Source organism: Streptomyces sp. NPDC087215, assembly GCF_044744885.1.
GTDB lineage: Bacteria > Actinomycetota > Actinomycetes > Streptomycetales > Streptomycetaceae > Streptomyces.
Window position 1 is genome coordinate 714,929 of record NZ_JBIUZD010000001.1, and the last position, 15,050, is coordinate 729,978.

15 protein-coding genes are annotated in these 15,050 nt (G+C 70.3%); 13 read left to right on the forward strand and 2 right to left on the reverse strand.

The window, feature by feature from the left end; genetic code table 11:
• The first annotated feature begins 214 nt into the window (after nt 1–214).
• From ACIO92_RS02995 to ACIO92_RS03040, 10 genes are all read left to right on the forward strand, one after another.
• A complete protein-coding gene (locus ACIO92_RS02995) occupies nt 215–1,714 on the forward strand; it encodes a DUF4157 domain-containing protein (RefSeq protein ID WP_402281081.1) in 1,500 nt (499 codons plus the stop codon).
• Nucleotides 1,715–2,477: 763 nt separating this feature from the next.
• The gene (locus tag ACIO92_RS03000; protein ID WP_402281079.1) at nt 2,478–3,467 is read left to right on the forward strand and encodes a hypothetical protein; all 990 of its coding nucleotides are present in this window, start codon (nt 2,478–2,480) and stop codon (nt 3,465–3,467) included.
• 803 nt (nt 3,468–4,270) lie between these two features.
• Nucleotides 4,271–5,452 carry an FAD-dependent monooxygenase gene (locus ACIO92_RS03005; protein WP_402281077.1) on the forward strand — a complete coding sequence of 394 codons (1,182 nt, stop codon included), beginning with the start codon at nt 4,271–4,273 and terminating at the stop codon, nt 5,450–5,452.
• The gene (locus tag ACIO92_RS03010; RefSeq protein WP_402281075.1) at nt 5,449–5,925 is read left to right on the forward strand and encodes a hypothetical protein; all 477 of its coding nucleotides are present in this window, start codon (nt 5,449–5,451) and stop codon (nt 5,923–5,925) included. Before ACIO92_RS03005 ends, ACIO92_RS03010 begins: the two co-directional genes overlap by 4 nt.
• A 152-nt stretch (nt 5,926–6,077) precedes the next feature.
• The gene (locus tag ACIO92_RS03015) at nt 6,078–6,218 is read left to right on the forward strand and encodes a hypothetical protein (RefSeq protein WP_366445953.1); all 141 of its coding nucleotides are present in this window, start codon (nt 6,078–6,080) and stop codon (nt 6,216–6,218) included.
• Between the two features lie 168 nt (nt 6,219–6,386).
• The gene (locus ACIO92_RS03020; RefSeq protein WP_402281073.1) at nt 6,387–7,226 is read left to right on the forward strand and encodes an SAM-dependent methyltransferase; all 840 of its coding nucleotides are present in this window, start codon (nt 6,387–6,389) and stop codon (nt 7,224–7,226) included.
• Nucleotides 7,207–7,512, forward strand: coding sequence for a hypothetical protein (locus ACIO92_RS03025; protein WP_402281071.1), 306 nt, complete (start codon nt 7,207–7,209; stop codon nt 7,510–7,512). The genes ACIO92_RS03020 and ACIO92_RS03025 overlap by 20 nt, the downstream gene beginning before the upstream one ends.
• Nucleotides 7,513–7,530: 18 nt before the next feature.
• A complete protein-coding gene (locus ACIO92_RS03030) occupies nt 7,531–7,749 on the forward strand; it encodes a hypothetical protein (RefSeq protein ID WP_402056369.1) in 219 nt (72 codons plus the stop codon).
• 371 nt (nt 7,750–8,120) lie between these two features.
• Complete coding sequence (locus ACIO92_RS03035) at nt 8,121–8,249, forward strand: hypothetical protein (RefSeq protein WP_402056372.1); 129 nt, start codon at nt 8,121–8,123, stop codon at nt 8,247–8,249.
• Between the two features lie 239 nt (nt 8,250–8,488).
• Nucleotides 8,489–8,725, forward strand: coding sequence for a chaplin (locus tag ACIO92_RS03040; protein ID WP_402056375.1), 237 nt, complete (start codon nt 8,489–8,491; stop codon nt 8,723–8,725).
• Between the two features lie 244 nt (nt 8,726–8,969).
• On the opposite strand, the gene ACIO92_RS03045 is transcribed toward ACIO92_RS03040, so the two are convergent.
• Together ACIO92_RS03045 and ACIO92_RS03050 are read right to left on the reverse strand one after the other, a co-directional pair.
• Complete coding sequence (locus ACIO92_RS03045) at nt 8,970–9,329, reverse strand: hypothetical protein (RefSeq protein WP_402281069.1); 360 nt, start codon at nt 9,327–9,329, stop codon at nt 8,970–8,972.
• A gap of 300 nt (nt 9,330–9,629) precedes the next feature.
• Nucleotides 9,630–10,430: an inositol monophosphatase family protein gene (locus tag ACIO92_RS03050; protein WP_402281067.1), complete on the reverse strand. Its 801-nt coding sequence runs from the start codon at nt 10,428–10,430 to the stop codon at nt 9,630–9,632.
• A gap of 189 nt (nt 10,431–10,619) precedes the next feature.
• Here ACIO92_RS03050 and ACIO92_RS03055 point away from each other — a divergent pair, with 189 nt between their 5' ends.
• From ACIO92_RS03055 to ACIO92_RS03065, 3 genes are all read left to right on the forward strand, one after another.
• Nucleotides 10,620–11,378, forward strand: a complete 759-nt coding sequence (locus ACIO92_RS03055; RefSeq protein WP_402281065.1) for a hypothetical protein — start codon at nt 10,620–10,622, stop codon at nt 11,376–11,378.
• On the forward strand, nt 11,375–11,989 hold the full coding sequence (locus ACIO92_RS03060; RefSeq protein ID WP_402056383.1) for a hypothetical protein: 615 nt from the start codon (nt 11,375–11,377) through the stop codon (nt 11,987–11,989). Before ACIO92_RS03055 ends, ACIO92_RS03060 begins: the two co-directional genes overlap by 4 nt.
• Before the next feature lie 1,517 nt (nt 11,990–13,506).
• On the forward strand, nt 13,507–14,889 hold the full coding sequence (locus tag ACIO92_RS03065; RefSeq protein ID WP_402281063.1) for an erythromycin esterase family protein: 1,383 nt from the start codon (nt 13,507–13,509) through the stop codon (nt 14,887–14,889).
• The last annotated feature ends 161 nt before the right edge of the window (nt 14,890–15,050 follow it).

Here is a 15,050-nt window from a genome sequence, read left to right on the forward strand (position 1 = left end):
GGCGAGCGGGGCCACGAAACCCGCTCGCCCGTCCGCACGGACGAGCGGGGGCGGGGGCGAGGGCAAGGGCGAGGGCGAGGGCGAGGGCGAGGGCGAGGGCAGACTGCCCGAAAGGTCACCGATCCTGCGCGAATCGCTCCTTCACCGCACTGTCACAGCCGTGATACCCAGGGACCCATACCCGCCTTCCGCTCCCAGAGAGGTCCCATTCCGCATGCGCAGCCACCATCCCGGCAAGGCCCCCGACCGCACGGAGCCCGACCGGCCGGCACGACCGACCACCGCAAGTACCGGGCGCGCCGCGGCGGGCCCGTTCTCCCCCACGGCGCTCCTCGCCCTGCAGCGCAGCGCCGGCAACGCCGCAGTCGTCCAGATGCTCCGCCGGACCGGACACCTCCCCGCGCAGGACCCGCAGCGCCACCAGCACGGTGCCGGCTGCGGCCATGAGCAAGCCGAGTCGGCCCCGGTACAGCGCTCCGCCGTCGACGACGTCCTGACCGGCTCGGGCAGGCCCCTGGACGCACCGGTCCGCCAGGAGATGGAGGCGCGGCTGGGCGCGGACTTCTCCCGCGTCCGGCTGCACACCGGCACCGCCGCTCAGCGCTCCGCCGCCGAGATCGGCGCCCGCGCCTACACCTCCGGCGAAAACGTCGTCATCGGCGACGGCGGAAGCGACAAGCACACCCTCGCCCACGAACTCACCCACGTCATCCAGCAACGCCAAGGCCCCGTCGCGGGCACCGACAACGGCACCGGGCTAAGAGTCAGCGACCCGACGGACCGCTACGAACGCGCCGCGGAAGCGAACGCCAGGCAGGTGATGGCCGGTGCGTACGACCCGTCGGCGGGCTCCCGTGCCGCCCAGCCGTCCGTTGGCCATGCCTCCATCGCGAGGCCGTCCGTACAACGCACTCACCGCACCGAGGGACATCCGGTCTACCCCGAGGTGAAAACGACCAGCGACCCCGAAACCATGACGGCGAATGTCCAGGCCCATGAGGAGTACCCCACCTACTGGAGCCTCATGAAAAACGCGGGTTTCGAGGAAGATATCATTCATGATTCCTGGCAGATAATTCTCGGCGGCCTCAGCGCACAACCAGCGCTCAACAAGCAGGCTGAAGAAATCGGTGGAACGCTGTCGGAGAAGAGAGCGGTACGGAACGAGAACTCGTGGTACATCGAATTCGCCAAGTACATGGAACCGCACCTCAAGATCGAAGCAGCGAGCCTCGCCCTCTGGTCGGGCGGAATCGGCGCAAGTCTCTACGCGCGCACGCAGAACTGCACGCCGCTGGAGGACACAAAGATAGGAAGGATCGTCCACCAGTTGGTTCTCCATGAAGTATGGGCCAACAAAGGACCGTTCTGGAACAACGTCTCCAAGATGTTCGTGAACCAGCTGGAAAAGAACGCCTCCGCGGTCCATGTCTACATGAGGACCGACGACTCGCAGAGCGTGCTGCAATCACAGGAGCTCCCGCGCATCGAGGCGATCAACACAGCCAGGGCGCTGAAGGAGCAGACTCAGATAAGGGTCGTCTGGCATGCTCTCTACACCGTTGGACCGCAGGGAGACCCGAACTGCGGAATCAAGGAGATCGCACCGGACGGCAGGCTCGTGGACAAGTGCGAATACACCAGCCACACCGATTGCGCCAAAGCGCTCCAAGAAGGCCACGCACGAAACGGTGTACCCACCAGGCGGGACTGATGCGTTCCCAGCAGGTGGTCTTGAGGCTGAGATTTCACTAGGCCGGGGCGTCTGCCCGGGATGAGCCGGGGCGGGCCGGCGACCATGGGTGGCGTTGGCCGCCACCCCAACGTTCGCCGACGGCTATCCGCCCTTCCGACAGCAGCGCTGATTCATAGTCACTGCCGGGAAGGCAGGGCCGTGAGCCGACGTCAAGCCGCTGGGGGAAGTCGATGCAGGGCCGGAGGATCTTGGCGCAGGAGGGGAGTTGGCCAGGATGCCGTACCTTCAGGAGCTGCGTTACCCACTCAATCCGACGCACCCACCTGCTCTGGTTCCGGCCGAGGCGCGTTCGCGGCCGGGCACCTCGGCGAGCCGACTCGGGCCGCCTTTGGGATCTGCCGGATGGTGACGAACAGCCACTCCGGGCAGGGGTGCGGAGCCGTCTCACGGCGGGCAGGGACCCGGTCACGGCTCGCCGGGGACATCTCTCCCGCAGTAACAGCGGCCGGGGCCGGCCGATGCCCCTCACCGAGCGCCACCTTCGTCGGCCGGGACGGGCGCGGGCGCGCGAAACGGACCGGTCAGGGACGAGCCGCCATGGACACGACTCCCGGAGCGCCACCCTCCCACGCCCCGACAGCGCCCACAAGTGGTCCCGCTGTGCGGTGAGTTGTGGATGTTCGACTGGGCCGCGATGTGCAACCACCTCCCGACCTGCGCGTTTTACCTTAACGAGACACCCGCTGCCGAACGCGTGAGATCTTGGGCTAGCGTCCGCCCCATGACTCGTCGCAGATGGACAATCGCCGTCGCCCTCCTGGCTCTCGGCGGCTCACTCGCCACCCCCGCCAACGCCTCCGACACGGCCGACGCCGCCGACGCGTCGGAGTGGCAGCGGGTGGGCACGGGGATGACCGGAGGTGTCAGCGGACTCGCAGTGATCGAGAAGCGCGGGGGCGCCAAGAAGAGCGTCGACCTCGTGATGGTGCGGGACAGCAAGAAGCCCGGCGAGAGCCGGGTGGCCACCGTCCGGTACAGCGCCTCCGGCAAGAAGGCGCCGGTCGTGCGGGAGCTGCCCTGGCAGGGCATGCCGGAGCCGAGGGACCTGGAGGCGGTCGACTCGGTGCCCGGGCAGCCGGGTGACTACGTGACCCTCACCAGCGACGGCACGGCGTACCACTTCACCCTCGACCCGGACGCGGCCGTGGCGTGGGGCAGTTCGCCCGTGCCCGACCGGGCGGCCGGGGACAACTACGAGAGCTTCGCCCTGACCCGCCAGCACGGCCGGACCATCGCCGTCTGGGCGACCCGGGGTTCGAGCGGTGACAAGCCCTCGCTGGTGCGGGCCGCCGAGTACGACCCGAACAGCGGGACGTTCGGCCCGGCGACCGCGCCCGTGGCCTTCACGGTGCCCTACCCGCTGCCCGTGGACGGACAGGAGGTACGGCACGCCAGCGACATCAAGATCCACGCGGACGGCACGGTGCTGCTGACCGCCGCGTCGGACCCGAACGTCAACTCCGGGCCGTTCGCCTCGGCGGTCTACATCGCCGGAAAGGTGACCTCGGACAAGTCGGGCCGGATCCAGGTCGATCTGAAGTCGAAGCACCAGCTCACCGCGCTCGCCTCGTTCGACAAGGAGGTCGACAACCGCAAGATCGAGGCGGTCGCCTGCCGCCGCGGCAGCGAAACGGGCATAGTGGGCACGGATGACGAGGACGAGGGCGGTTCGCTGCTCTCCCTCGACATCTGTCCGAGCTCGCGGGACTGACCACGGCACCGGCCGAAGCACTGACCGCGCGGCCGGTGCGGGGGGCCGCCGCGGCCGGTACCCCACGGGGGTTCCGGCCGCGGCGGTTCCGTGCACCGGCCGGCCCCGAGGGCCACGGGATGAAGATGCTCCGCCGGATCGAGGCGCACATCGACACTCGAGAAGGCGACCGAAGCACGGCGAAGCGAACTGACCAACTCGACGTAGAGCGGCCTCCATTACGCCCTCCGCAACCTCGGAGTCATCGATCACGGGCCCGACGCCGCTGGGTACGGACCTCCTCCAGCAACGCCGGCGCCTCGTCGTGCTGGTGCTCCTCATCGATGTCGGGGAAGGCGCGGGCGCCGAGGTCGCGGCGAACCCGCTCCTGGCGTACGACGACGGCGGCCAGGGCCGGCGCCTCCTGGGGGTGTGGCCGTCGCGGACACAGTGGTGGTCCGCCGCCTCGGCTTCTTCCGGGCGGCGCCCGGCCTTCTCGCCGCTTCGCGGGCGGCGAGCAGTCCTTGGGGGAAGGAGAACATGGGACGGCTCCGGTACGGCGTTCACGCGAGCACCTCCAGGGTTCGCCGTCCGGCGGGCGGGCGGCGAGTTCGGGCAGTCGCTGCAGCCACGGTGCGGGACTGACCGGGTCGGGCCCGGCCCGGTTGCGCAGCTGCTCCAGCCGTACGGCGAGAAGGTGTTCGGCGGTACGGGTCTGGTCCTGTGCGGCGGCCTCGGTCGCGGCACGCGGAGTGTTGCCGCTCTCATGCGCGGACCGATGCTACGGCTTGGCATGCTCGGAGGCGTACGTCTGCCACGGAGGCTTGACCGCGGCGGTGGGCCTGAGCCGCCGCGGGTGGCACGTCACCGTGTGCGAACAGGCCTCCGTACTCACGGGTGTCGGCGCGGGCATCGTGCTCGCCCCGAACGCGCTGCGCGCCCTGGAATCGATCGGCCTGGCCCCCGGCTCGTGGGCGGGTGACGCCCTGCCCGGCCAGGTCGGGCTGCGTACGCCCGACGGCACGTGGCTGACCCGGTCCGACAGCGGCTCGCTGTCCGCCCGCCATGGAACGGCCGCGCGGGCCGTGCACCGCGGCTTCCTGATCGACACCCTCGCGACCGCCCTGCCTGCTGGCACCCTGCGCCTCGGCGTATCGGTGACCGGTGTGGACGACACGGGGGACAGCGTGACCGTGCGTACGTCGGCGGGCGATCTGCGCGCCGACGTCGCACTGGGGGCGGACGGCATCCGCAGCGTGCTCCGCGGACAGCTCTTCCCCGGCCACCGCCGGCTGCGTCACGCCGGTGAGGCCGGTTGGCGAGCGGTGCTGCCGGGTGCGGGCCCGCCCGCCCAGGAGGCCGCCGAGACCTGGGGGCGGGGCGAGCGGTTCGGCGTCGTCCCTCTCTCCGACGGCCGTATCTACGTCTACGCCACCGCCGCTTCCGGCCCCGGCGCCAGGACGGGAGCCGGGCCCGCCGACCACCACGCCGAGCTGACCCGGCGCTTCGGCGCGTGGCACGATCCGATACCGGCGCTGCTGGACGGGCTGGACCAGCGGGCCCCGGACCGGGCCGGCATACTCCACCACGATTTCCATGAGCTGGCCGCCCCCTTGCCCCGGTTCCACACCGGCAGAGCGGCCCTGCTCGGTGACGCGGCCCACGCGATGACCCCCAACATGGGCCAGGGCGGCTGCCAGGCCATCGAGGACGCCGTCGTCGTGGCGCATCTCCTCGCGTCCATCGACGCTGCGCCGGTCGCGCTCGCCGCCTATACGGAAACCAGACACCGGCGGACCACCCTGATCAGCCGCCGCTCCCGGCGCCTCGGCGAACTCGCCCGGCTCTCCCACCCGCTCGCCGTGCCCCTCCGGAACCTGGCCGTACGAGCCATGCCACGAGCGCTGTCACGAAGAGCTCAGGACACGCTCCTCGACTGGCAACCGCCTTCCGCCCCCACCAACACCAACACCAACACCAACACCAACACCAAGGAGTATCGGTGAGCACCACGGACACGTCCCGCCCCCTCCGCCGGGCGGACCCCGTCCGTCCCTTCGCGGTCGGCGCCTACGGCTTTGTCCTCATGGGCGTCGGCCACCTCGCGCTCTCCGTCACTTCGGCGACGGCCAGGACTCCGGGACAGCGTCAGGTCGACATCGCCATGCGGGAGCCCGCCTTCACCCTGTTGGGTCTGGAACGCACGGTCCTCGACGTCTTCAACGGCATCAGCGTCGCCATGGCCTTCTTCATCATCGCCTGCGGCCTCATGATCCTCGCAGCCGTCCGCCACTCCCCCGCTCTCGTCCGGCGCCGGACCGCGTTCGGATGGATCGCTCTCGTGGTCTCCCTCGCCTCCCTGGCGGTATCCGTCCTCCTGCTGCCCCCTCCGCCGATCGTCTTCCTCACCCTCACCAGCTGCGCTTTCGCCCTGTCCCTGCACAGGGCCGCCCTGCCGCGCGCAGGAACTCGTAAATGACGCGGGCCGGGACGGCCCGTCCCGGCCGGTTGGAGTCCACTCAGCCGTCCGCGCCGCGCGCACCCCGCGTCCGGCTGACTTTCACACGCTCGCCGGTGGCCAGTTCCGGCTCCAGGTCGATATGGATCTGGTGCGTCGCCTGACGGTCGACCGTGCCGCCCGACTCGGCCGCCACCACGCCGATGCGGGACCACCGCAGCCGGTCCCGGAGCGGTGGACAGTCCTCGGCCGGGCGCAAGGCCCGCCAGATCCGCACCGTCGACAACGGGGTCGAGGCGGCCCGCACCTTCTAAGTCACGCCTGTCACTCCCGCCTCACATTTGCCCATCTGCGGCGCCCTTCGCCGTCTGTGGCGGACCGGGGGGGAAAGGTACACCCACCGCATCGAGGCAAACGTGCCGACTACCCCGCCACCGCTACCGCTGTCCGTCTTCCCCCAGGGCGCTCTCAGGTCCGCCCACATGGGGACCGACTCCAGGGCCCACCTGCTGGCCGAACGGCGGGAGGACGCCGAACCGCACTTCAGCAACCTCCGGGTGCTCTCATGCACCCGCGTTTCCCGGCCGGTGGGCATTCGGATGCGGGGCGTCCCGGGTTCTCTGGGCACTGCCGACGAGCCCGGCAACGAGCCGATCGCGCTGCTCCACATGGGCACCCTGCACCACTACAACGGCGAGGCCACCCGCCCGCGCAAGGACATCGTGCACGCCTACGTCGACGCCCTTCCCTCAGGTTCGTACCTGGCGCTCAGCCACTTCCTGGACCCTGAGAACGAGTACAGCGGGACCGCGCGGAAGCTGGAGGGCCGACTTCTGCACAGTCTGATGGGCAGCGGCATCTTCTCCACCTGGGCCGAGCTGGCGGAGCTGTTCGACGGCCTGGAGTTGGTCGACCCGGGACTGGTGCCGTGCCACGAGTGGCGCCGACATCCCGCGCGTCGACCAGGCTCCGGCCGAGAGGTGCATTGCTGGGGGCGTCGCCCGCAAGCTGTGCCCTCCGTCGCGGCCACCGATCGCGCCCCCGTCCGCTTCCGGCTCGTACGGTCGGTCCTGGCCCCGCGTACGACGTGGCAGGTGCGGCGCCTGGCGGCCGACTTCGGCGAGGGGAGGGACACCCTGACAGCCTGGGCGAGAGCCTCGGGCTCCCAGACGGTCTCGTCACTCGCGCCTCAGTGCCGCCGAACACGCGGCGACACGCCTCGTCGTGCGGAACGCGCGCTCCGGCATCCGCGTGAAGCGGTTCCGACCGCACTTGCCGTTCGACGAAAAGGGAGGAAAGGGCGTGAAACGCACGAAGGGTGATGTTCATGGCAAACGTGCAGCGCCGCTTCACGGGCCGGATCTTCCTTGCGGCCGGACAGCAGACCTGGCTTTCTACTACACCGACGGCGACCCCCAACCAAGCAGCTGGAACCGCTGGGCCGCAGGTCAGACCGGGTTCGGCAGTTCCTTCTCGTACATCGAGATCCTGGAGGAACTGGTCGCCTGGGACATCAACGCACAGCCCCATGTGGGATGGAACCTGCTGCTCCGGGCTCAGAACGGGGACGCGGACTTCATCTTGAGCGCCGTCAATGTAGACGGGTAGAACAGTGAGGAGAGTCTGATGCGGGTCCATGTGGTGTACGAGCCGGACGTGAAGATCATTGCCCTCGCGGATCTCGACAGCGAAGGCGGAGCGGGAGTGCGGCCTCTGCCCCAGGATGGCCGGGAGTTCACCCGGATCGATGTACCGGACGCGTACGCCGGTCTTCCCCTGTCCGGGCTGTACGAGCGCCTCCGCCTGGAAGTCGGACCGGAGGGCCCCCGCGCCCACTGGCAGTAAGAGGTCCTGACAGCGGCGTCGGGCGTGGCGGTGGGGTGATGTGGCAGGTGGCGAAGCCGAACTCGTCCCCGGCGGCGCCGCCGGTGATCGCTGGGTTGTCCTGGTAGTAGAGGCCCGTGAGCGCGACGGGACGCCCGTCAGTATCGAGCGTGTTCGGGTTGAAGAAGGCCGCTGCGTCCTCCCTCATCGGGTCTGGAGCCGTGCTCGGCCGGGACGGCGCCGCCGCGGCGACCCGACGGCGGAACTCGCCGTGTGGTGAGATCTGCGCCCCGTGGACGAGCCTCGGCATCCCCGGCCTGCTCCGCGCCAACCGCCGGACGAAGTCGAGTTCCCCAGGTGACGGGGCTCTGGACCTCGTTCATGGTCCGTGTGTGGTCGACTTCCTCCCGGCTCGCATCCCCGAGGCCGAACAGCCCGCCGAGCAGGTTGCGGCGCCGGGAGAGATCGGCAGCCGGTTCGAGGAGTGCCTGCCCTCCGCTGCCCTGCGGGCCCACCGCTGAGGCGCATGCGCGGCTGCCCGAATTGCGTCACCCGGGGCGCGCAGAAGCGCGTTATGCGGACTCGGGTCGCGTCAGGAAGTGGTGGTCTTCCGGTGAGGCGGTGGGCGATGGGATCGGTCAGCACCCAGCCGGGCTTCGTCCGCCTGGGCGTCGCCCACCAACGGCTGAATGACCGACTGCGGCGGGTCGCGTGCTGTGTGATCGACCGGCCCTGCCCCCTGAATTGTTGGGAGAACAGCATGAGGATTCGTGTCATGGCCGCAGCGGCCTGTCTGGCTGCCGGGATGGTCCTGGCGGGCGGAAGCGCCGCCGTCGCCGATGCCGACGCGGCCGGCGTCGCCGTCGGCTCGCCCGGCGTACTGTCAGGCAACGTGATCCAGGTCCCGATCCACATCCCCATCAACGCGTGCGGGAACTCCATCGGTCTGATCTCGTTCCTCAACCCGGCGTTCGGCAACACCTGCGTCAATACCTGACCAGCCCGGAAGCGGTCCGGCCCGCCCTTCTGGGGCCGGACCACTGGTATCGCCTCCGGAGCCTGCCGGAGGCGACATACGGCGCCCGCCCCGCAGCATGACGAGCCCCTGTCACCCGTGCGGGTCGCCGAGGTACGAGCTCTGGCCCAGCGAATTGCGCGGCAGCCGAGGCGGCGGTCCGGCAGATCCTGCCGTGCGAGGACTCCGGCCGGGCCCGGTCGGCCGGGCTGTGCGAGGCGTGCGGTCACCTGCGGCGGACCGAGTTCCTGATCGGCTCGGCCGCCGTCCCGGCCGCCACCGCCGAGGTGATCGTGCGTCGGCACCTTCGCCTGCGGACGGTGGGTGAAGGGGAGCACCGTGACGGGTGCTCCCCCTCGCCTCCGGGCTCGGCAGTCGTTCGACGGCAGCCGCACAGTTCGACGAACGGGCCGCTTGCCCGTACGAGTTCGTCGAACGAGCCGTCCTCCCTGGTCCGGCCGCGTTCGTCGAGGACCCGGTCCCCTTCGCGGCCGTTGTCCAGCACGTGCGTCACGATGACCGTGATCCGCTCCTCCCGGCCCTCGCGGAGCTGGGTGAGGACCTGGTGTTCAGCGCGTGCGTCCATCGCGCGGGGGCGCCATGTGATGCCCGCACGGCTCTGGACCCAAAGGATATGAGAGGTCTTCGCGCAGGCTTCGGGCGGGCCCATCAGACCCCGGACAGCCGTCGCCTCGGCATTGGTACGGGTGGGCCGTCGGCGCCCGGAGCGGCGGATTCGGCTGCACGAGAGGCTCAAGGCTTGCACGCGCGGCTCAACCTTGCGAACGGGCCCGGATCCTTGGACGAGAGAGGCATCCGCTGGGGCGAAAGGCCTTGCCGCGGCGCGGCATGATCCAGCCCCGGCGAGATCCATGAGGTCGCAGCACTAGCTTCGGCTGTGGATCATCGACATCAGCGCCCCGTGGGTCTCGTCGTCGGCGGCGACCACGAGCCCGCGGCCTGCCTCGCCGACCGGGGCACCGTCGATTCCGGTGACAGTGCAGCCCGCGGCCCGGCACAAAGCGATGCCGGCCGCGAAATGCACGCTCCGGGAGAGATCGCCACCATCGGTGACATACGCGGCGCGTCTTCCGGCGGCGACCCAGGCAAGCGCCAGCGTCGTGGACACGACCCGAGGCCGGAACCGTTCGACGAACTCAGGACGGGCCAGCAGATCCACGGCCCGGACTCCCGGTGCACTCGGGAACGGCGGATCCAGGTTCACGTCCACCAACCGGGTAGCAGACGAGGGAGTCAGCAGTGCGTCTTCCGCACCGTCATTCCGCACCCAGGCGGCCTCCCCGTCGGTGAAGAAGACCTCGCCGCTGAACGGGTCGGCCACCGCCGCCGCCCCATCGCGCAGCGCCACGTTGACAGCCACCAGCATGCTTCCCGCGGCGTAGTTCAGCGTGCCGCACAGGGGATCCACCAACCACTGACGCACAGCACTGACGGCGCCCCGCTGCCCGCCTTCCTCGCCGAGCACCGCGTCATCGGGTCGTGCGGAACGGATGACACCAAGAATCGTTCTCTCCGCTTCCACATCGGCGGCGGTGGCAAAGTCCCCGGCGCCCTTGTCGATGCGGTCGAGCCGCTGGCCGTACATGGCGCGGACCACGTCCGCACCGGCCCGTGCCCCGGCTATCGCGACTGCGGCATCGTCGTAACTCGCGTATGAGTCGATCATGCCGTGCACACTATCGACGGGAAGCCACCGCTCCGGCGAACCGTCTCGGCCGGAGCACCAGCGACCCGTGCGACGACGCCCCCGTCGTACGGAGACCGCCCCTTCCGCCAGCTCACGTCAGGCTCGTACCAGTGGGGTTCCCAGCGCACCGCCACCATCGGGAATCGCGCACCCCAATGCCAGTGGTTGGTGACCTTCCGCTTCTCGGACGAGGCCAGCACCCGCGAGTCGCCGCTGTGCCCCGGGGCCCGCTCCGAGCCCGGTGCCGCAGCTGAAAGCCCGTGGCGGCGTTGCGGCTGGGTCCGGCATCATCCCCATGTGATCGTGATGCAACCCGTTCTGGAGATCTCCGCTGCCGACGACTTCGCGCTCTGGCCCGTTGGTGAGCACGAGTCGTACGGCTACCTCGTACTGAACGGGGAGCTGACTCCGGTGGAAGTCGGCGCGGCAGTCATGCGGATCGCCGAGTGCAACGACTTCGAGCCGGAGGAGGAGCACGGGCCTTGCCCGACCGACCCGCTCGGCGCGTTCCTGCACGGGCTGCTCACCATGCCCGACCTCTTCGCCGCCGGTGGTTTCCGGGTGGCCGACACGGTCACCGGCACCGTCTTCGTCGAGCCGGGCTGCTGCAACGGCCTGGAGAACTGGCAGGACTGGTGGGAGGTGCTGGACGGCACCGGCCGCTCCTCCTTCGGCCACGACCCGTCCTCGGCGGCCGAACGTTTCGGTGGCACCGTCCGGCTGACTCTCGATGCCGACGCGGAGGACGGAAGCCCGGTGATCGAATTGCCGGTGGACCAGGTGCGTGCGCTTGTCATCGGCGCCCAGGCGGACTTGCGGAACTTCCTCGGCCTCGCCGGAACCTGGGTCGGGCAACACCTGCCGACGCACGCCGTCGCTGTCACGGCCGCCTTGGCCCGGGCGCTTGACCTGGAGCTCACGGAGTGACCAGCTTCCTGACCCACCGGGCGCGTGTGCACGATGTCCGTCTTCCCCTCCACCGGCGGCACAGCGCGCTGCGTACCTGCCTCACCGGTTTCGCTCCGTACGGCCTGCGGGCGACGTACCACCATCTCACGCTCAGCGCCGCGATCCCCCGTCGGCTGGAGGCGGACCCGGATGCGTTGGTGCGGGCGGTGGAGGAACTGTTCGAGGCGCGGGTGCTCTGGCTGGCGCGAGCAGAAGAGTTCGACGTGCAACGCCGGGCGGAGAAGCGCGCTGGGCGGCGGGCCGTACCGGACCCTCGGCCGTGGTGGCTGCGGAGCTGGTGGGAGAGCCCGGACCGTGCCTGGTTGGAAGACCCGTCTCGCCACCCGTCGTTGCGACTTTCCGAGTACGTCCGGCGGCAGAACGCGCTCCTGGACGGCGCTGATCTGCCCGGCTGCCCGGCTTGCGGCGACGAGGGACCGCAGGTGCTGAGCTCGACCGGGCACGGCTGGGTCGAGCTGTGCCGTGGGTGTGCGCGGGTGCTGGCGCCGTGTCCGTGCGGACAGCGCCACCGGCTCGTTCCGGAGCTCCGATACGACTGGAAGGAGATCTGGCAGCGGGCGCACATATGAGGTGACGGGTCGAGGAGCGCGCGCGGCACAGAGATCCGTACGCGACCGAAGCCCTCACGGTCCTGGCCGCCTCTGTCCACACCAGCGCCACCATCCGCCACACGGTGACGGCACTTGGCGCTCCACCTGGGCCCGGTCGGACGAATTCGGCGCCGTCGTCCCGGCACCGTCATGCGGCACCCCGCCGCTCCTGTGACCGTGGCCGCCGTGCCCGACCCCTTGGCCGCGGCGGATGACGAAGTGAGGGCGGGGCAGGTCCTCCGTGCGTCAGCGACCTGCCGGGCGGCCGCCGCGGTGAGGCCGGTGGTCGTCTGCCCGGAAGCGAGGACGCGTGCGTGCGTACCCGGCCCGCGCGCGGCCCAGGAGGCCGCGAGCTCGCCGGTCCCGCACCTCACCACATATCGTCCTCGGCGGCCGGTGTCTGCCAGGGGAGTTCCCGGTGGGCGGTGAGAAGTACGGCGTGGGCCGCGTCCAGGGTGATGGCCAGCAGCGCGGGCCCGAGCTGGTGGACCGGCGGGCGGCACGCTCATCACCAGCCGGTTGCCCGCCCGGCCCCAGGAAGTCCGTGTGCGGTAAGCGCTCGATCCCGTGATCGTCACCGGCTACATCGCCACTTTGTACCCACGAGCTCACTCGAAGCGATAAGGCGGCCTACCGCGTGCTCGCCGTCGGACGTGTACCGGTCGAGCACGGCTCCGCCCACCTCGAGAACTGACGAATCCTCACCAAACTCCGCGCCGACCCCGCCCGCGCCACCTGCCTCCCGCGTGCCCTGCTCGTCCTGACGAACCTCAAGATCAACCGATGACGGATGATCTCTTCAGCGGACCCCGCCCACGATGAGTACGAGTATCCCGAGGATCGCTCACGCTAGCTTCTTGACCTGCGACTTCAAGTTGGCGGAGGCTCGCTCTGGCGCGCGCCAACCGATGCGTGGCGCGCTACGCGGTGTGCTGGCGCGCGCACCAGTGGTGCGATGCGCTCCTGCCGACCGCACCGTATGGTGTGCGCTGAGGGCGCCGTTCAGCTCCCGTTCCGCCTGTTGAAGGCACGCCGCCCGTGCGGCCACTGGCAGGAGACATAGGTGGGGCCGCCCCTGGAGCGGTCGTTCCTGCCGGTGCTGTTCGTCTTCGTTCCGACGCCCGCGCCGTGCGGTCCCGACCTTGAGCGACTTCTCCGCGATGTCCGAGGCGGAGACGAGGAGCTCCACTCCTCCCTCTGGCTGACCTCCGTGAGATCCGGCGGGATGACGACGGCGCCCTGGGGTTGACGGGCTCCCGCACGCGGCGGCGGGACGGGTTCGGCGCCGCATGTCCGGACCGCCCGGCCTGTCGAAGGCCTTGGCGTACAGGCCGCGTGCGGTGGCCGGGTCTCCGGCCTTCCTGGTGGGGTCTCCGACCCTTCTGGTGGAGTCCACTCCACCAGGAACCGGGGAGTTGTGTTCACTGCGCCACCAGGGGACCGCGGGCGAGGATCTTCATCACGTCGCCGGTAGCGAACCCAAGGAGCCCACCAGTATGACCACTCACCACCACTCGCGCGTCGGCCGCAGGGCCATGCTCGTCACGGCGGCGATCGCGATGGGAATGACCCTCACCCCCGCGGTGGCACAGGCGTCCCCGACCGCCCAGCAGACCCCGGCGGCGACCGCCACCCGGGCCCAGGACCCCGTCGTCCGCGAGCTGGACCGGATCGCCCACCCGCTGCGCTCCACCGAACCCGGCGGGAGGACCACCGATCTGCGGGCCCTGGGCGCGATGATCGGCGGCGCGAAGGTCGTCGGCCTGGGCGAGGCCACCCATGGCTCCCACGAGTTCTTCGCCATGAAGGAGCGGGTCTTCCGCCATCTCGTCGAGGAGAAGGGGTTCCGCGCCTTCTCCCTGGAGTTCAGCTGGGGCGCCGGGCTGCGGATCGACGAGTACCTCCAGACCGGCAAGGGCGACGCCCGGCGGATCGCCGAGGAGACCCTCGCCAACTCCCCCTGGGACCGCGAGGAGTTCGTCCACCTCATCCAGTGGATGCGCGACCACAACCGGCGCAACCCCACCCGTACCGTCCACTTCGTCGGCAACGACCTCTCCGGCCCGGCCATGACCGAGGACCTCTTCGGCCGGATCACCGGCTACGTGCAGCGGCACCACCCCGCGCTGGCACCTCGCGTCGACCGCCTCTACGCCGGGCTGCGCCCCGTCGACGACGTCTTCGAGTACCTGAAGAAGCCGCTCGCCGAGCGACAGCTCTTCGCTGATCGGGCCCGTGAGGTGCACGACCTGATCAGCGCGGCGGGCGGGCGGGACCGGAAGGCACATGAGCTGGCCGTGCAGAACGCCCGCTCCGTCGCCGACACCACCCGCTTCCTGACCGCGGATCCCAGCAACCCGGCCGCCATGCCCGAATTCCAGCGCCTCCGCGACGAGGCCATGGCCCGGAACGTCCTGTGGTGGCAGAAGCGCACCGGCCACAAGATCCTGGTCTCCGCGCACAACGACCACCTCGGCCTGATCGCCGGAACGGCCACGATGTACCCCAAGACCCAGGGATCCTTCCTCCGCGACGCGATGGGCCGGAACTACCTGCCCATCGCCATGACCTTCGACCGGGGATCCTTCCTCTCCAAGGACACCGCCATCGGCGGTGACTGGAAGAAGTTCACCGTCGGCGCCGCTGCTCCGGGCACCAACGAGCACACCCTCGACAAGGTCCGCCACCGCGACTTCTACGCCGACCTGCGCACCGCCGCCCCCGCCGCCCGCGGCTGGCTGGACACCGCCCGCCCCACCCGCAGCATCGGCACGCTGTTCAACGACGACTACCCCCTCTACGACCTGGCGCTCGGCCGCGCCTTCGACGTCCTGGTCCACCTCCACGGCGTACGGGAGGCGGACCTGCCCCGGCCGTGACCCCTGAGGGGCCGGTGCCGCAGGCGCGGACCCGGCCCCTCGGGCACACCGGCGATGGTTCAGCGCGCCACGGCGCCGACCGGCCGTGAATCCCCACCCCGGCGGAAGTGGGCGAGGCCCGCGAGGAGGGAGGGGGCCGTGGACCTCGGCGACCTCGCCAC

Bases quoted from the DNA above. Each gene is read 5' to 3' on its own strand.
- ACIO92_RS03000 (WP_402281079.1), top strand. From the start codon at position 2,478: ATGACTCGTCGCAGATGGACAATCGCCGTCGCCCTCCTGGCTCTCGGC.
- ACIO92_RS03030 (WP_402056369.1), top strand. From the start codon at position 7,531: ATGCGGGTCCATGTGGTGTACGAGCCGGACGTGAAGATCATTGCCCTC.
- ACIO92_RS03020 (WP_402281073.1), top strand. From the start codon at position 6,387: ATGGGGACCGACTCCAGGGCCCACCTGCTGGCCGAACGGCGGGAGGAC.
- ACIO92_RS02995 (WP_402281081.1), top strand. From the start codon at position 215: ATGCGCAGCCACCATCCCGGCAAGGCCCCCGACCGCACGGAGCCCGAC.
- ACIO92_RS03050 (WP_402281067.1), bottom strand. From the start codon at position 10,430: ATGATCGACTCATACGCGAGTTACGACGATGCCGCAGTCGCGATAGCC.
- ACIO92_RS03045 (WP_402281069.1), bottom strand. From the start codon at position 9,329: ATGGACGCACGCGCTGAACACCAGGTCCTCACCCAGCTCCGCGAGGGC.
- ACIO92_RS03040 (WP_402056375.1), top strand. From the start codon at position 8,489: ATGAGGATTCGTGTCATGGCCGCAGCGGCCTGTCTGGCTGCCGGGATG.
- ACIO92_RS03065 (WP_402281063.1), top strand. From the start codon at position 13,507: ATGACCACTCACCACCACTCGCGCGTCGGCCGCAGGGCCATGCTCGTC.